The 15,723-nt window shown below is 33.6% G+C and carries 18 protein-coding genes; 4 read left to right on the forward strand and 14 right to left on the reverse strand.

Annotation, left to right across the window (positions count from 1 at the left end):
* Window positions 1–473 precede the first annotated feature (473 nt).
* Window positions 474–599, forward strand: coding sequence for a hypothetical protein (locus tag WAK64_RS13265; protein ID WP_336587465.1), 126 nt, complete (start codon window positions 474–476; stop codon window positions 597–599).
* 412 nt (window positions 600–1,011) lie between these two features.
* Here WAK64_RS13265 and WAK64_RS13270 read toward each other — a convergent pair whose 3' ends face one another.
* Window positions 1,012–1,287: a hypothetical protein gene (locus tag WAK64_RS13270; RefSeq protein WP_336587466.1), complete on the reverse strand. Its 276-nt coding sequence runs from the start codon at window positions 1,285–1,287 to the stop codon at window positions 1,012–1,014.
* 631 nt (window positions 1,288–1,918) lie between these two features.
* Between WAK64_RS13270 and WAK64_RS13275 the strand changes: the two genes are divergently transcribed.
* Complete coding sequence (locus WAK64_RS13275) at window positions 1,919–2,176, forward strand: hypothetical protein (protein WP_336587467.1); 258 nt, start codon at window positions 1,919–1,921, stop codon at window positions 2,174–2,176.
* Between the two features lie 46 nt (window positions 2,177–2,222).
* Window positions 2,223–2,360, forward strand: a complete 138-nt coding sequence (locus WAK64_RS13280; protein WP_336587468.1) for a hypothetical protein — start codon at window positions 2,223–2,225, stop codon at window positions 2,358–2,360.
* Between the two features lie 432 nt (window positions 2,361–2,792).
* Here WAK64_RS13280 and nadD read toward each other — a convergent pair whose 3' ends face one another.
* From nadD to WAK64_RS13300, 4 genes are all read right to left on the reverse strand, one after another.
* Entirely contained in the window at window positions 2,793–3,416 is a 624-nt protein-coding gene (nadD, locus tag WAK64_RS13285; RefSeq protein ID WP_336587469.1) for a nicotinate (nicotinamide) nucleotide adenylyltransferase, read from the reverse strand.
* Window positions 3,417–3,631: 215 nt separating this feature from the next.
* Window positions 3,632–4,045 (reverse strand): NUDIX hydrolase, encoded by a 414-nt coding sequence (locus WAK64_RS13290; protein WP_336587470.1) that lies wholly within the window; start codon window positions 4,043–4,045, stop codon window positions 3,632–3,634.
* 382 nt (window positions 4,046–4,427) lie between these two features.
* Window positions 4,428–5,003 carry an SMI1/KNR4 family protein gene (locus WAK64_RS13295; RefSeq protein ID WP_336587471.1) on the reverse strand — a complete coding sequence of 192 codons (576 nt, stop codon included), beginning with the start codon at window positions 5,001–5,003 and terminating at the stop codon, window positions 4,428–4,430.
* Between the two features lie 448 nt (window positions 5,004–5,451).
* Complete coding sequence (locus WAK64_RS13300; RefSeq protein WP_336587472.1) at window positions 5,452–6,861, reverse strand: bifunctional metallophosphatase/5'-nucleotidase; 1,410 nt, start codon at window positions 6,859–6,861, stop codon at window positions 5,452–5,454.
* A 444-nt stretch (window positions 6,862–7,305) separates the two neighbouring features.
* On the opposite strand from WAK64_RS13300, the gene WAK64_RS13305 reads away from it, so the two are divergent.
* On the forward strand, window positions 7,306–7,731 hold the full coding sequence (locus WAK64_RS13305; RefSeq protein ID WP_336587473.1) for a hypothetical protein: 426 nt from the start codon (window positions 7,306–7,308) through the stop codon (window positions 7,729–7,731).
* Window positions 7,732–8,601: 870 nt separating this feature from the next.
* Here WAK64_RS13305 and WAK64_RS13310 read toward each other — a convergent pair.
* From WAK64_RS13310 to WAK64_RS13350, 9 genes are all read right to left on the reverse strand, one after another.
* The gene (locus WAK64_RS13310) at window positions 8,602–9,186 is read right to left on the reverse strand and encodes a TetR/AcrR family transcriptional regulator (RefSeq protein ID WP_336587474.1); all 585 of its coding nucleotides are present in this window, start codon (window positions 9,184–9,186) and stop codon (window positions 8,602–8,604) included.
* Window positions 9,187–9,221: 35 nt separating this feature from the next.
* Window positions 9,222–9,536, reverse strand: coding sequence for a DMT family transporter (locus WAK64_RS13315; protein WP_336587475.1), 315 nt, complete (start codon window positions 9,534–9,536; stop codon window positions 9,222–9,224).
* A gap of 1 nt (window position 9,537) precedes the next feature.
* Window positions 9,538–9,879 (reverse strand): DMT family transporter, encoded by a 342-nt coding sequence (locus tag WAK64_RS13320; RefSeq protein ID WP_336587476.1) that lies wholly within the window; start codon window positions 9,877–9,879, stop codon window positions 9,538–9,540.
* Between the two features lie 1,382 nt (window positions 9,880–11,261).
* Window positions 11,262–11,735 carry an NUDIX domain-containing protein gene (locus WAK64_RS13325; RefSeq protein WP_336587477.1) on the reverse strand — a complete coding sequence of 158 codons (474 nt, stop codon included), beginning with the start codon at window positions 11,733–11,735 and terminating at the stop codon, window positions 11,262–11,264.
* A gap of 366 nt (window positions 11,736–12,101) precedes the next feature.
* The gene (locus WAK64_RS13330) at window positions 12,102–12,314 is read right to left on the reverse strand and encodes a hypothetical protein (RefSeq protein ID WP_419465950.1); all 213 of its coding nucleotides are present in this window, start codon (window positions 12,312–12,314) and stop codon (window positions 12,102–12,104) included.
* A 93-nt stretch (window positions 12,315–12,407) separates the two neighbouring features.
* Window positions 12,408–12,860: a right-handed parallel beta-helix repeat-containing protein gene (locus WAK64_RS13335; RefSeq protein ID WP_336587478.1), complete on the reverse strand. Its 453-nt coding sequence runs from the start codon at window positions 12,858–12,860 to the stop codon at window positions 12,408–12,410.
* A 188-nt stretch (window positions 12,861–13,048) separates the two neighbouring features.
* Window positions 13,049–13,963 carry a right-handed parallel beta-helix repeat-containing protein gene (locus tag WAK64_RS13340; RefSeq protein WP_336587479.1) on the reverse strand — a complete coding sequence of 305 codons (915 nt, stop codon included), beginning with the start codon at window positions 13,961–13,963 and terminating at the stop codon, window positions 13,049–13,051.
* A 162-nt stretch (window positions 13,964–14,125) separates the two neighbouring features.
* On the reverse strand, window positions 14,126–14,833 hold the full coding sequence (locus WAK64_RS13345; RefSeq protein WP_336587480.1) for a class I SAM-dependent methyltransferase: 708 nt from the start codon (window positions 14,831–14,833) through the stop codon (window positions 14,126–14,128).
* A gap of 237 nt (window positions 14,834–15,070) precedes the next feature.
* Window positions 15,071–15,529 (reverse strand): DUF4367 domain-containing protein, encoded by a 459-nt coding sequence (locus WAK64_RS13350; RefSeq protein ID WP_336587481.1) that lies wholly within the window; start codon window positions 15,527–15,529, stop codon window positions 15,071–15,073.
* Window positions 15,530–15,723 lie beyond the last annotated feature (194 nt).

Consider the following 15,723-nt stretch of genomic DNA (forward strand, 5'->3'; position numbering starts at 1 on the left):
TAAAGGCGGATCGTAAAATGATAGTATCAAGAAATTAAAAGGAGAAGAAGAAAAAATGAAACAAAAAAAAGCAACAAAGAAGAAAAAAAGGACCATTGAACAAGCTGAACTAAATCGTTCTAAAGAAGAGCTCCTTGACCGAAAAGCCTATTTCCGTCACTACTTCAAATAGAAGGGAGAGAGCGTATTTGCTAACATTTTTAAACATGATCAGATCATTGTTTACTAATCACCCTGAATCAAAAACAAAACAAGAAGAAATGTTAACGAACCGAGCCTTTTTTCATTCAACAATGTAGGAATCATTTTCTTGAAAGGATAACGAATGTTTACAGTCCAATTTATCTTAAAAAATATAGCCTTATTAACCAAAAAGTCCGATATTTTTCAGAATAACAATCGGACTTTTTTCTATAGTATTTCCGCTATAATTTGGGAAACATAACAACTGAACTTTGAAAGGAGGAAAAATCATGACTAACAAAAATGATAATCGAGAACGTAAAAACAAATATCCAAACAATAAAAAGCACGATACCGAATCGTCTCATGATACAAATATTCGAAGTAAAATCACGAAAGAAGACTTAAACAAATAAATTCATTTAACACGTGGGGGGAGAACGCTTTACCCTCCAACTCACTATATTATTGTATGTATTAACTTAATAAAATGCGATTATTACAAAAAAAGCACCCCAAGAGGAATACAAAGAATGATTAATTACAACTATCTGCATCGTTACTATTAAGGCATTCATCCTCTTTAAAATTGTCATCACCAAGCTCTTCGATATATGTATCATTATTATGAAATGCTTGATTAAAGAACACATCATTATCTTCTGTATTTTTTCAAAGAAGAAACCATCAAAAGCATTATTATTAGCAGTATTTCCTTTGAACTTATTATTAAATGAGATTTCTGTTACAAAAAACCACTAAATGCAAATTCACCTCCAAAACCGTTTTCAATAGCGGAATTTCCTTTAAAGGTATTGTTATCTGGTTCTACTGAAAAACCGTCCTCAAAATTGTTTTGAATAATAAATTATTAACTAATACTCCCGTTGTCCCATCAAGTATTGTACCTTGATTTCCTCCCTCTATCGCAGGCATCTCTTTCCCTTCTCCGATTAACTTGATCCTATCCGTCCCGATCGTTATATTTCCTAAAAAAGGGCTATCGTCTTCTTTCACCAATATAATATCTCCGGAATCTGCATTATCGACTGCAGCTTGAATGGTTCCAAAATCATTCTGAACTACAATTGTTTTTTCGTTCATAATAATTCCAATTTAATTACAATGAGGATGGTTAAAAAAGAGCTGAACGAAAACACTATTCACCATTAATTTCGTTTTGAAGCACTCAAAAAATTTTTAGAAAAACGGTATTTTAATGACGATTTTTTATCTTTCAAACAATCAAGCACAAATTTAACGGTAAGGACATCACATCCAATATTACAGCAAAAATAACCCCGATAACCAAAACTGTAATAGTAGGAATGACAACCACAGCATCCCATATTTCCCCGAAACCTAATACAAATAAGGCTGCTCCAATAACAATGGCGTTCGAAAATGAAGCCCAACAAAGTGTAGCGCCTACACCCTTACACGCACAACATTCTTTTTCTTCGTGTTGATATCATCTCATTTTTAAATTAGTAAACACGCTTACACTTTATGAGCTAGCCTATCTTATTATGTGTCTTTAAAAATTAAACGAACTATAACGAAATTTGACTCGAACAGATTTAGATAGCCATGTTACCTTTTGTTGTCCAATGATACTTGACATGTCTGGTAAAAGAGGTAATTAAATTGAAAAGTTACTACATATTTTAATAAGCATGTAAATATATTAGAGTGAGATATCCTCTCTCAAACATCTTTGGAGGTGAACTAAACCTTGGGTAGCTCTTTGAATAAAGACTGTTGTTTAGCCGTCGCTTTGGCACTCTTTGGAGGTTTATTATTAGTACCTATTGCATTGGCTGAGGTAACATTAGCAGCGCTTGGTCAAATCGGTAACTTTAACCCCACTACATTAGGAATAGTGTTTGGCATCCTTACACTAATTGTTGTGGTTATCATCGTGGTGGTTCTATTAATCTGTCTAGTTAGACTCTGCAAAACCCTTATTAAATTAGCTGAAAACCAAAAATAATTGTAAAAAGTGTTTCTAAGCATTTTCATGTGGAGGAGGAGAGGTTTTGAGTGATCACAGCGATAACAAAGAGTCAATAAAAGAGAGCGTCAAACAGTTAAGCACTACCATCATCATTGGAGCAGTTATTGGCGGTTCCATCATAGGAAGCTTTATCCTCGTTTTCGTGCAACAAGGACCATAATTGTTTTATGGGTAGAACTTCGACACGCCTACAGCTAAACAAGCTGCTCTTTCCATAATATTGTGAACATAAGTCAGCATCATGAAAGCCACTCAATTACCTCAATTGAGTGGTCTTTTTCATATGTAAATAGCTGTCATGATTGTGGCAAAAATGATCACAACTATTTAGTTTCATTACAAGCCTATCATGTCATCATTAAAATAAACGTTATTGGTAGGCTAACATGTAAAACAAAATTCTGTTCCTTTTAGTACAAAGTATATTGGTTATGACCTTGCTAAGACGCTAAAATTATCTTGAATCCTTAATCGTTCCTTTATCCTGTCTCGTTCTATCGTGGAAATCAGTATGTTTCTTCCACAACTGCTTCCGACAAAAAAAAACGCACCTTATGAGGAGCGTTTCTGTTTTGACAAAGTTCAATGATTCTTAACCTTTTGACCCATACAAACCATTTGTTTTAATATAAACATAGCATTTCTCTGGGAGTAAATATCTAGGCTCCCCACCTCGGCTAAATTCTTCTCTTATGTAGGTCGAGCTAATTTCCATCGCTAACCCTTTATCGACTAAATGGAAAGTGGAACCATCGTCTTGATTTCTTAATATAGGATATTTACTAATGACATGTAACATATCAATACCTTCTCTTGCCATCACAATAAATCGATTTTCTTCAATTAATTTTTGACTGTTATCCCACTTTTCTTCTCCTATATCCTCTAATAAATCTGCCCCCATCATAAAATATAGTTCATCTTCGGGATATTGCTTTTTAAAGTGCTTCATTGTTGAAAACGTATCGATTTTCCATACCTCTTGATTCATCTCATAGTCGTCAACAATAAATTTGGAATTCCCCTCAATTGCCATCTCCAACAGATTTTTTCTATGTTGATCTGACGTTTTCATCTTTTTATCTCTTCTACGATGAGAACAAGGCAAGAAAATAACCAAATCCAACTTACAGCGATGCGCTATTGTGCTGGCAGTCCAAAGGTGCACATTTGTTACAGGGTCAAAGGACGACCCATATAGACCAATCCTTCTCATCTCGACTCACTCCTATTGGTCAAGCTCTTTATCATTTTTTGAAATCCCTAACATTATCTATAGTATTACGCATTTTCGTTCTATTGGTAAGCTTATTTTTGTAAAAATTATGAATATTATTCAAACTCTTGATAAGAACGTATACTCCGTATCATTTTCTAACCTAGAAAACTGTAGATGGACCTAGTTAAATAGTAAAAAACTATTATTCTCGTTCAATAAATAAGAGATGATGTAGCATTTTGCATTAAGTTAATCAGAAATTCTTTATCTTCAGGATAAGCATGATTTATTTTTTGTACATCACATAAAGTTTTCCACTCTGCTGCAATGATTGTATCGTCTGGGTCCATGATTCCGTGAATTCGTGACATTTTTCTCACTTTAAAGTAAAAGGTTTTCACTTGTATCCCTTTTATTTCTGTTTCTTTTATAAAAAGGCGGTTAATAATTTCCACTTCGTAACCCGTTTCCTCTTTCACTTCCCGCTTGCAACACTCTTCAGCTGTTTCTCCTACTTCTATTCCGCCAGAAGGAACCGCCCATGCTTCAGAACCAATGCTTCTCACCATGAGAAGTTCATTTTTTTCATTCATACAAACCGCAGCGGACCCAAACCATTCTTTCATAGCTTCCCCTCCAATAGTTGTTACTGATTTGATTTTTTATGTAAATCAGGCTCCATGAACCATACTGAATTTAAATATAGTTGAACATTTACTTGCTTACATCCTTTATAAAAAACAGCGAAACCCTTCATTACGTAAGATTGAATTTTACAATTAAAGAGCTTCTATTAGATTTAGTAGGGTTAAGAAGTACTTACTTTCTCCTAATTTAACAGTAAAAACTAAAACCAATTTATTTATAACAAATGGGCAACAATCATTAATGGTACAAAAGCAGTCAATCCGTTTTCAATATTTACAATATAAAATATATTGTCGCTGCTACAACGAATAATATCCCTAATACTAGTCTTACCAATATAGATATAACTCTTTAGGCGTATTAGATATTATCACTATGTGTTCTATAATAATTTTCGGCAGTATCTACTGACCAATTCCAAAAGGATGACCCTTGTGACAAAAGGTATCGATCAAGAAAAAGCTCGAAATTTAAGTTGAGAATTGTAGTTTCATTAAAAAAAGGATTAATGATTAATAGGTAATTACTATCATTATTCTTTATTCTTTCTACATCTACAACTAAATGATGGCCTTCCAAAAGTCTTGCTATTGGATAGTGGTTTTGTTCAAAAGCCAATTTTTCTTTTGTACTTTTAACCTCTTCAATAGAAAATAAATAAAGCCCACCACCGATGTTTAATGAGCCATTTAGTAATAATTCAAATATGATTGCTCCATTATGAATAAGTAGAAATTCATGATAATCATCAGGTAATAGTAATCCCGTTGATTCCTCGTATTGTTTTAACTCTTCTGTATTAGAAGGATCATTAAAAGTACATTTTACATCTAAAACAGTTCCTTCTTCTCCAAGGACTTTCATTTGATTATTATTATTGAGAATTTCTTTTAATCCAATTAAAGATTTGCTAATTATTTTTCGAGTTCGATTCATAAATATACCTCATTTCAACCGTATTTTTATGGTGTGGTGGATATGAACATATGCACCAGACAAATCGCCATTTGGGTCTCCATAAGCATTTAACTATTGGGCTGTATATCTCTGTCTGTTGAACTATTCCAAGTAGTTCTACCTCAATAGGAACTACAGACACATTTGTGTAGTAGGAATTGGCATCTAGCACATGCGATGATTATTATATATTGCACGTTAAATTTTACTATTGTAGGCTGGTCACTTCGACCAATACTAGCTTTGGGGGGCAGAACCCAATCATCCTGCAGTTTGTTTTTGGGAAGGTTTTCTCATGAAGTTACGACAGCAATTCAATTTTGGTTAATTCCTCTATAGTTAAGGCTTACCCAATATTTCGTTTACGAAAAATAGATAAGGCGCTTTCACAACATAAAAGCACCTAAATAAATGATTAATAATTTCTTTAAACTGGATTTAATTCGCGGTTAGTTTTCTTTAAAAAGCTTATAAACACATCTTTCACCATCTCTGTTTTTCCAACATCCAATAATTTATTCCCCTTAACAGAAGAATATCCACATACTTCATCGTACAGCATTGGTGTTCCGGTCCCTATTTTATATACTTTTTCTTCCTTTAGACGTTCTCTGTTTACTGTAACATTGGAGAGTACACCATCTTGATAATCCCAATTTATTCCAGAGAAAGCTAAAGAGCCGATTGGAATTCCGTGCGGTCTAAACCCATTACCATATACGAGCTTTGAGGAAACCTCTTCTTTATAGCTATCTTTAATTAACCCTAAAATTTGTTCACCCTTTAGCTCAATCAATACGGGAGAGTGCATGCTTTTGCATATATTCAGTACATCCCCTTTTGTCACATTCCCCGATTGTAAACCTGCTACAGCAGCGCCACCATACATTAGACCAATTTCTGCATTCCAATGGTCACGAACAGCTTCTGCCATTAATTGAATGACATCCTTATGAAGAAGGGGGGTATCCTTTACAGTTAAAACTTCTGAAAGAAACTCATTTGTTTCCATTCTTCCCTTTTCCAAAATCGCTTCCATACTCGGGTCGATATCAGATTCCAGCTTTATTTCACTTAAATTTCCTTCATAGCCTTCTATTTTATTACTACTATTCTCTATATCTAATATCAAACGTAACTCCCCAACATATTGTCCATAGGATCCTGCTTGTACGATAATGACACCCGATTCTTCAACCGGACTCTCAAGTACAGTATGAGTGTGCGCTCCGACAATGACATCTACTAATCCACTAACTTCTTTCGCTATTTTCACATCGGCGTCATATCCTAAATGTGAAAGGAAAACAATGATATCTGCCCCCTTTTGTTTTAAATCAGCCACCGTTTTTTTGATAGACGTAACAGTATCTCGATTTCTAAAGTCATGTTTATTTTCATAAACATTCCCAAATTGATCGGTTGCGCCAAAAAGCCCGACCTTTACATCATTCGTTAGCGTTACGAGCAAGGATTCCTTCATCCCACCAATTATGTTCCCGTCATTTTCTACTAAATTTAATAATAACCAAGGCACCTTTGACTTTAAGCTAAGCTCTCGTATTAGTGCTGGAGTCGATCGTAATAACTCATTATTTCCGACTGACATCGCATGGTATCCGACATCAGCAAGCATATCTAAATGCATATCGCCATTAGTAGCTAGACACTCGTTAATACTCATATCTAAATGATCTCCACCGTCTAACAATAAATAGCTTTCATTTTGTGCTTTCAGTTCACTTATTCGATTCTTTATGTATGCGGATTGTCGTAATAATTGTTCATAATTCCCGTGAAGATCATTCGTATGAATTATGGTTAATGTCTTTTTCATCTCTACTCCCCCAATGATAGATTGTCAGTTTAGCAAAAATTTACTACTTGTTGTCTAACGACCACTCTAAAGAATGACCCCTACTATTTTTGAACCCGAACTATCTAGGTAAATGCTAAAATCGAACATTCATTCTTATTTTACCATTAAATGAAAAAATTTCATCATTCATTTTGTAATTATGTAAACGTGATGAAAAAGTGGATTGACTCGTAGGAAGATAAGATCACATTAATATGGTTATTTTGGTTTTATTTCAATTTAGTTTCTACTTTTTTATCCTATTTTGCTTTCTTCACCTTGAGTCATCGTGAGTTACTAATTGACCTCTACAAATATATTAACTCCATTTAAGTGAAAAAAAAGCCTTGTATTTCTATATGCAACGTCTAATTTTGTGATACCATTGTGGTAATATTTAGAAGTGAGAGAAAGAGTGATATTATGAAAAAGAGATTAAAGAAGACTATAAAAGACATAATGTGGTTGGATACTAAGGATTTAAGTAACCTCACATTAGCTAAGCTTGAACAGAAAATGAAGGAAGAAAACTTTGAAGAAAACCTTTTAACGAACGTAATTGAAGTATTGAAACAAAGACTAGTTGAATTTGGTGAAAAGGATTTTCAAGAATGGTTATATAATCTCAACTTTAAATGTCCTGACGAATTTCAAGATGAACGGTTTGCGAAAGATATTTATGAAAAATCTCAATTTTGGATAGAAGAAGAAATCCTTAAATTAGAGAAAGAAACAAAAATTTCTTGGGAGGTTCAAGCAGAGGATCTTAAAGAATTTCAGGAAAAAGCAAGAAAAATTCAATTAATCATTAGGCATAGATTATCTGAGATTGTATTAGACTTGACATAATAAATTTTACTTTCAAATTAATCAGCCTGCTGTAACATTTCTACATATGTATTTATAACCTACTAATAAAGGTTGTTTCACGGATCCTTTGTAAGCAGCTTTTTTAACTTTATTCACACCTTAAGAAAATAACGTGTGAGTAGTCGTCCTATCGTTATGCGTTCATCCACGATATATACCATTTTCTTGACCAATACACTTCTACAATGAAGACACACTATGGCATTAGTAAAACGATTTTTCTTGACCAAGATAGCAACAACTATTTTAAGCAAAATACATAATATAAATATACGTTTGAAATAAATAATTCCCGACATGAAGGCATACTCCTTCCAATGTCGAAAAGATAAGATCAATACAAGATAATTGATATATTCAAAAATAGTCTTCAGACTAATATAGAAGATTGGTATCCAATAAAAGGGTGTTGCCAACATCAACTCAATAAACTCTTATTTCATTAAATGCCTGTATGGGGGAACTTACGATTGTTCGACAGCCCGTTTCTAACTATGCTTGCTTGAACTACATCAATTATGTAGTTTTGATGATCTTTACAATCTAGCTTCCGTTAAAAAGCTTGAATTGTGATAATCAGTTTTTTCTATTGCTCAACTTTACTTTCCTTCCCCATATTGAAGAGATCTATTTTTTTGGTATAATATGTTATTATTTTGCGTGCTTATTGCGTTTATTAACGCTAACAACGTATTCAAGCCATTAAAAAAAGCGTATTTTAAATATCAAAATACGCTTCTTACGTTTTCTAGGACTTACTACCTCTTTAAAATGACTTATATTTAAGTGTACTGTCCGTCAGACTAATAACAAAGTCTTTTCTTTCACTGCCCTATTTATGGCGATTCTTTACTTTATAACGATTCCGTTCCAAAATACTTCCCAAGTTCGATTTAATCTTCTTTCATACTCCTCGTAAGGGAAATTCATCAGATAAAAAAGTGTCCCATCTAATATACAAAGAAAAGAAGTAACTATCGACTGTTTATCGACAAATCGTTCCTTCGAATCCCCTTCTAGAATAGTATATAATAGCTTTTCAATTTCTCTTTCTGTCTCAGCATACATATTATTAAGAAGCACTTTAAATTTTTCTGGGGGAACGAACCCAAATTTTTTAATAAAAAGACCTAAGTCAGTATTATAAAAGTATTTATTTAACTCTACTAATAATTCATAAAGCATTTCTTTTGATGAAAATAAATGTAAATCAACTGCTTGTTTTCTTATAAATTCTATATAGTCCGTCTTTACATATTCAGTAACCTTTTCAAATAGAACTTCTTTGCTAGAAAAATGAGCGTAAATGGATGGAGCTTTAATTTCTATACTTGACGCTATGTCCTTGAGTGAGGTTGCTTCATATCCTTTAGTCGAAAACAGGACTAATGCATTATCTAAAATTTTCTGCTTTGTCTTTTCACCTTTATTCATACTTCTCTCCTCCACCTAATGAATAAAATGTAATACTAGGACACTAATTTTAGTCCAACAATGCTGAAGATTATTCCACCAACTAATAGTAATTTTTTCATATCTTTTGGTTCTTTAAATAGAAACATCCCTAATAGAACACTTCCTGCTGCCCCAATTCCGGTCCAAATACCGTACCCGATGCTAATAGGAATTTCTTTGAGTGACAGGGATAGAAAGAAGAAACTTAATCCTAAAAACAATATAAAGGCTATTGTTTGTTTAAACTTTTTAAAACCATCCGATAGTTTAAGGAAAATGACTCCTCCTACTTCCATTAATCCAGCAATAACTAGAAAAAACCAACTCATATTATCTCTCCTTTTCTGTTTCAGGTTCATCGGATACTAATTTCAATCCAACAATGCAACTGATTAAGAGTAAAAGCAAGATTACTTTTGTCACACTAACAGGATCTCCAAAAAACAGCATTCCGACAAAAGCAGTCCCGAATGCTCCAATTCCAGTAAACACGGCATAAGCCGTTGAAACAGGGAGATAGGTTAAAGATTTTGAAAAACTCCAGAAACTTAAAATCATCAATATAATAGTCGGAATGGCAACAGGGATATTAGTAAACCCCTCTGAAAATTTCAATCCAAAGGCCCAGCCTATTTCCATAATTCCTCCAATAATAAGAAAAACCCACGCCATTACTATGCACTCCCTCTCTAGTGTTATCACTTGTTGGTACGTTGATCTAGATCTAATATTATCTAGTTTATTTTGCCGGCTTCTGGCTCGGGGTCATTCGTTAAACCACTCCAAAAATCAGGATTTTCTATGTGCTTCGTCAAATGGCTGTTCCCATAGAACGAGCCTCTTCCGTTCCATTCATTTTTTTACTTATTATCTTCACCATTACAGCGAAAAATATGATTCTCTAAAAACTAACTAACGATAATTAGATTATAAACAAAAAAACGAAATCGGTCAATATTTTAACTAATGATAGTTAGATTTTTCAAAGCAGATATTCTATCTAATTATAGGAAGCCTGTTTTCGCAAATATTGTAGATATGATGTAGATTAATAACGTAAATCTATATATTAATATAAAATTTCATAAAGTCCTTTTTAAAGTCATTACCCACAATATTTTAGATGCTATAGAATAGTGCTTTACCTGAGATAGATTTTATAGTACAAAACTATTTCTTAGCTGTTTTTTATGATTCAAATATCAAATCAAAATAGGCCTGTATGACTAGAGTAAGCCTTCGCCCATTTTATGATAAAGTTAATTGACATTAAATCTAGATAAGCCTATTCATCGTTTGTAGACAAACACCCAATCACAATATGAAAACGAGCATAGTTTAATGTAGAATCACTATTAGTCATGCTACATCCTTTCACTAATTATAGATTTCGATTTTTAAGGCTAAGTGACAGCATCACACTTAGCCTATTTTTAAATCACATTTTGAATGACAAAGAATATAATTAGATGTATTTTTGATTGCTTCTGCTATCCTAAAGCTCCGATCATAAGCAGGCTTCTTTGATAAGTGCTTGTTAAGAAGAATTGATTCAAGTGCAAAAGTAGATGATTTTTTAGATATGTAACATATAGCCCTTTGAATAAGGCTTTTTTATTTTTCAGGTTCTCAGCAGAAAACTTTGATTGTATTATAATGGTAAAGAGTAGTAAATATTAAAGAAAGGGATGTTTTGATTGTTACTATGGATATATATAGTTTTATTACTTTTGTCTATAATGTATATCGTAGGAGGCACATACATAGCAAAAAGGAGTAATATTAGTAAGTATAATACGGTAACTGCTTTTATCTTTGTATCTGTAGGTATTTCTCTTTTAATACTTACAATTATTATGGCTATTGATTGAGAAAATGATGAAAAAAATGGGTATATGTTCATTTTAGAGTGTGGGATTTTATCTAAGTAAAGTTCTGCTAATGTCCCACTATCTTTGAATCTCTACTAGCTTCATCTAAATATTTTCTCAACCCCTTGTAACAAAGTTGAAATCCTAATAATTCTCCGTTTTACAATTCAATTTTTGCTCCTTTTACCGATACTCCGGTAATGAAATCTCTTCGATTATGTTTATATTTTCCTTCTCCCCAACATAATCAATCAACTGCTGTCGAATATTCGGGTAAAGAATGATGCTGTTCAATTCGGTAAGTGGTACCCACCTTACCCCCGTTTGGTTAGTATCAGGCGTTTTTGGCATTCTCGCTGTACTTCCTTCTTTCATTGAGCATTCAAATAGCAATTGTAAAGAATGCGTTTCTCCATATTTAAAATTATTTTCATGTGGGGCATATTCATATACAAAGGCAATAGACCCTACTTCCACATCAACTGATGCCTCTTCTAATGCTTCTCTTCGAACAGCTTCTTTGACCGTCTCATTTGGCTCCACGCCACCTGCTGGCAAATTATAATGTAATCCATTTTCATCATGAAATTCCACTAATAGAATGCTGTCATGTTCAATAATTACTGCCCCAGCTCTTACTCTAATATGACCATTCATCACCTATCCACCTTTCAACATTTTTCATTTATTCCATAAACTACTATTATCGAATATTTGATGAATCAGGTCAAATCATATTCGTTTTCCAATGGCAACACGAACGGTTCCGTTGTTAATATTAATATATTCTTATAAACACATGAACACCACATTAACTATTCTTCCATTATGTAAAACCTCTTTATTTTTCAAAAAGAGGTTTTGCTCATTAAGAACCATATATGGAAGGAGGATCACTACTCCCACACTGGTTTCCATCAAAGGTATTGTCATTAAAAGCATTGCCTGGCGCATTAATGACAAATTCGACATTATTTCTCGCTTTGTTGAATCGAATCGTGTTACCAGTTACACCATCGTTAACTAGATGCCTGCGTTTATCATATCAGTACCGTTATTTCTAACAATATTCGAGTCGATGATGCTATCGACAGAAATATCCACTTCTATTCCGTTAGAAAGGTTATTGCAGATTTTATTTTCGATTACATTATATCTGTTGCTACTAAACACTATTCCCTGTGCTAGATTCTCAAAGGATGCAATCAAAAGAATTTGATGTCGATCACCAGACAATTGAAATCCTGCGCCTTCATTTCTCATAGCCAAGTTAATAACAAAACGGGTTCTTGCAGCTTCAATAATATTACGGTAACCTTCTGTCTTATTTTAGAAACTTCTATTTCTGAATAGTGTGGTATTTTCATCTAGGGGTCCAAAAACAAATCCCACCCCGTTTAATAACGCTACACAGTCCAGCACTAAATGGTCGGTTCCACTTATAGAAAATCCAAGAGTCCTGTTATATTTAGATTCTATGTTTTTCAAAAGGTTTTGATTAGCGGATAACTGAAAAAAAATACCAGCTTCAAACCCCTGAACCGTAAAATTTTGTAGAATGGTTCGTTCAGCACCCACAATCACACCACTATCACTACCTAGTGCAGGTGCCCCATCAATAATCGTTCGCCCAATGCCACAACCAAAAATCTTTAAATTGTCGACCGTAACTTCAAACCCGTCAAACTTTCCAGCAAGTATATTAATACTATCGCCTTCGCTCGACACGTCAATGGCATCCTGTACCGTTGAAAACATAGTCAGTACAATTCGTATTACCATATCGTTTCCCCCCTTCGTTAATAGAATTACTATATTATTTGGAAGGAGGGCAAGGTGTGGTTGGACTAATTAAATAATTTTCATTGGTGAAAATCGTATTTTTAATAAATGTACTTATAAACACATGAACATATTAACTATTCCTATATTATGTAAAACCTCTCTATTAAAAAAAGAGGTTTTGCTTATTAAGAACCACATATGGTAGGAGGGTCACTACTCCCACACTGGTTTCCATCAAATGTATTATTCATGTCTGCAGGTGGAACAGCCTCAATGTCAAATTCGGAATTATTTCTCGCTTTGTTAAATCGAATCGTGCTACCAGTTACACCATTGTTAACTAAGATGCCTGCGTCTGTCATATCTGTACCATTGTTTCGAACAATATTGGAGTCGATGATGCTATCGACAGAAATATCCACTTCTATTCCGTTAGAAAGGTTATTGCAGATTTTATTTTCGATTAAATTATATCTGTTGTCACGAAACACAATTCCCTGTGCGGTATTCTCAAGAGATGTATTGATAAGAATTTGATGCCGATCACCAGACAATTGAAATCCTGCGCCTTCATTTCTCTTAGCCAAGTTATTAACAAAACGAGTTCTTCTAGCTTCAATAATATTACGATAACCTTCTGTATTATTTTGGAAACTTTTATTTCTAAATAGTGTGGTATTTTCATCTAGGGGTCCAAAATCAAATCCCACCCCGTTTAATAACGCTACACAGTCCAGGACTAAATGGTCGGTTCCACTTATAGAAAATCCAGAAGTCCTGTTAATTTTAGATTCAATGTTTTTCAAAAGGTTTTGATTAGCGGATAACTGAAAAAAAATACCAGATTCGAACCCCTGAACCGTAAAATTTTGTAGAATGATTCGTTCAGCACCCACACTCACACCACTACTACTCCCTTGTGCAGGTGCCCCCTCAATAATCGTCCGTCCAATGCCACAACCGAAAATCTTTAAATTATCGACCGTGACTTCAAACCCGTCAAACTTTCCAGCAAGTATTTTAATGCTATCGCCTTCGCTCGACACGTCAATGGCATCCTGTACAGTTGGAAACATAGTAGGTACAATTCTTAATACCATATTCGTTATCCTCCTTTCTATAATTAGAGTTATTATAGTATATGTAAGAAGGACAAGTTTTGTTTGTTCTTCGTTTGAAAATAGGTATTAGTAAAGGTAAAGTTCTTTTTTGGGTGAAAATCGTATTTTTGATAAATGAACCCTCTCATTAGTAGACAGATTTTAACTCCTTCTAACAATATAAGTAATGGCTGTTGTTTTAAAGAGCACTGGCTTTCCGCGCCGCATAATTTGGTATTCTAATTTTTTCGGTACGATTAATATATCTTCCCAACCACTGTATGTACTTTTAAGAATATTCATCATTTCTTTCGTAGAAATGTTTACTTCCATATATGCATCTAATGAAACTCCGGTTTCTTTATCTATTTCTTCGACTTCTGAATTAACAATTATACAGTTCACACCATTTAATCTTGTTCCATTCTTCATATCCTTCAACACGTTCTCCAGTTGTTCTCGGGAATCAACATGCTCTAAACTAGAAACGGCAAGAATGTAGTCATACTCAGCTCGTTTAATGACAAAGTTTGCAATATTCTCTTGATGTGGTTCAATCACTTCTTCCACATTAAATTCTCGACTATATTGTTTTAATTTCTCCATTGCAGAATCAAGAAAATCAACACAAACTACTTTAGACGTTTCTTTTTTTACCTTTTGGGCGATTGGAATACTATTTCGACCAACTCCACAACCTAAGTCTAGTACCTTCATCTCATCTACACCTTCAAAGTAAGACATGACATCCAATACTGACTTAACAGGCTTATATAGCCATGAGCCTTGTTCAAACAGTTTATAGTTATCGTAACAATAGTCGTGATAATCTTTTTCTTCTTGTCGAATAATATTTACTCTGTTTGTCATTACGTTTTCACTACCCTTTCTTGAAGGACATTCATTATAGAAGAGTTATCCCTTTTTTAATAAACCTTTTTCTTTTCGATTTCATATTCATTACCAACCATTTGATTCCACTCCACTGAAGTACAATGTGGGAAGTAAAAAAGCGGCGCTTGCAAAACCTATATCCATCTTAAAAATGACATGAACCATTGCTAAGTTAAACGTCATTCTAAAAGGCAATGGTTCATGTCTCTAAGTTTATTTGATTGATTTTGCTACTTCTACTAAATCATTTTTCGTTATGGATTTCTCCATTGTGGCTAATTCATAATTCATTCCTTCATTAATCCATATCAATATTTTCGCATCATTTTCATTCTCAAAATAATAACCTGTTTCTCCGCCAATCGTTACTTCTTCTTTATCAATTTCTCCATAATCCACCTCATTTTTGAAGGCCTTCATATCTAACAACTCCCCGTTAATGCCATCAAATTGAAATGTTTGGATTGATTCTTTCTGTTCTTCTGTTGGAGCTGGGGTAAATGTAGCTAACTCAACTTCAAACGGCAGTTTTGTCGGCAATTTTGCTTGAAACGGCTCTCCCTTTAAATCATCCTTTAAACTAGAATGCTCATATTCTTGTAAATCCGAACCATTACTACACCCTATCAACAAAACCATCATGGTTACCAATAAGAAGAGTAATTTTTTCATTTCCATCCCCCTTAAATAGATTGTTTATCCATTTCCATAATAACAAAATTAGAATGTTTTTCCATATATTTTTCACCTTATTAATTTAACGAATAGTGCAGGATATCATTTGCAGAATGACTCAATACGTTTATCATTATCCAATAATAGCATTCTACTTTTGTTAACGTTCGTAAAAGAAAAACTCCTAACGT

This window comes from Bacillus spongiae (assembly GCF_037120725.1).
Taxonomy (GTDB): domain Bacteria; phylum Bacillota; class Bacilli; order Bacillales; family Bacillaceae_K; genus Bacillus_CI; species Bacillus_CI spongiae.